Source organism: Shewanella inventionis (assembly GCF_014641855.1).
GTDB classification, from domain to species: Bacteria; Pseudomonadota; Gammaproteobacteria; order Enterobacterales; family Shewanellaceae; genus Shewanella; species Shewanella inventionis.
The window spans coordinates 1-1,269 of sequence record NZ_BMII01000104.1; the positions used below are offsets into that span (position 1 = coordinate 1).

At 42.6% G+C, this 1,269-nt stretch carries 1 protein-coding gene; it reads right to left on the reverse strand.

Going from position 1 to position 1,269, the window contains the following annotated elements:
* Positions 1-1,259, reverse strand: a 1,259-nt coding sequence (locus tag IEW93_RS21750) for an RNA-guided endonuclease InsQ/TnpB family protein (protein WP_188741275.1), incomplete at its 3' end; no start/stop codon positions are given.
* Between the last annotated feature and the right edge of the window lie 10 nt (positions 1,260-1,269).

The window sequence follows — 1,269 nt, forward strand, 5'->3', positions numbered from 1 at the left end:
TCAGACAACACCGTTCCAGTGTCTAAAATTAGATTAATTGCCCGTTTTTTAATGACCAATGATGCGTTGCTATCTGCATTGTCAGTGTGTCCACATTTACCGCACACAAAAAGTGCCTGTGATTTACGGTTGTCGGGGTGAGTGTGATCGCACTTGGCGCACTCCTGACTGGTATAAGCGGGGCTTACTTTAAATACGACTTTACCTGCCTGGTAAGCCTTGTATTTTGTATAGGTTTCGATAACGTGCCAGCCTACATTCAGAATGGCTTTATTTAATCCTGCTTTTTGCTTGGCTTTGTTAGAAACAAATTGACCTATTTTATTCTGCTTTGCTTTGGGTTTTCGCGTCATGTTCGATGTTTTTAGCGTCTCAAATACAATAATTTTGGCTTTGCTATCGACTAACGAACGACTTGTTTTATGCGCGAAGTCGTTGCGGATACTGGCCTTTTTAGCGTGATATGTAGCAATACGATGCTTAGTCTTGTTTCTGCGATTAGAGCCTTTTGTCTGCTTGGCTAATCGACGCTGTAACCGCTTAATGTAGCGTTCGGCTTTAGTCATGTGGGTTTTCTGATTATCAGAAAAATCGAACATCATTAAGCCTGCGTGAACAGGGATGGTGACGCCACGGTCAACACCGATTGCGTTTTCCTCTAAATACTCTTTTGTTGAGCCTTGCAGGAACGCCAAGTGTTCAGCGTTGCTTGATAGCTCACCTTCACTCTTACCGTTCTCATAGCAGAAAGACACATAATATTGACCACACTCTTTACGCACATAAAGCGAGTTTGGGATCTCAAACTTACTATGAGCCTTAAACGATAAGTAACCAATATTATTTGTTTTCGTGCCAATAAATAGGCGTAAATTGCCATCCTCGCAACAGTCGAAACGAAACACTTCACGAGTTAGATAGATACTTCCGCGATCAGTCTTAGGTTTGCGTTTAGGCCGCCCACACGCGCCTTTCATGAACTTTTGGTAGGTCTGATACCAGTTAACAGCACTGTTGCGAATTATCTGGCTAGGACAAGCTGACAGCCAAGGCGTTAGCTCTTTTGATTTGAATTGCGATGTTTTCTGATCAACAGGAGCATACGTGCCAATCGGATGATATTTTCGCGCAAAAGTGCGGTAATACTTTTCTTCATCAACCTTGGCATTCCAAATTAATCGAGCGCAACCCATCCACTGACTTAAGATCAACTTTTGATTAGATGTTGGGTTCGCCCGTAATTTGATACCGGTTAGCATACTTACCTTT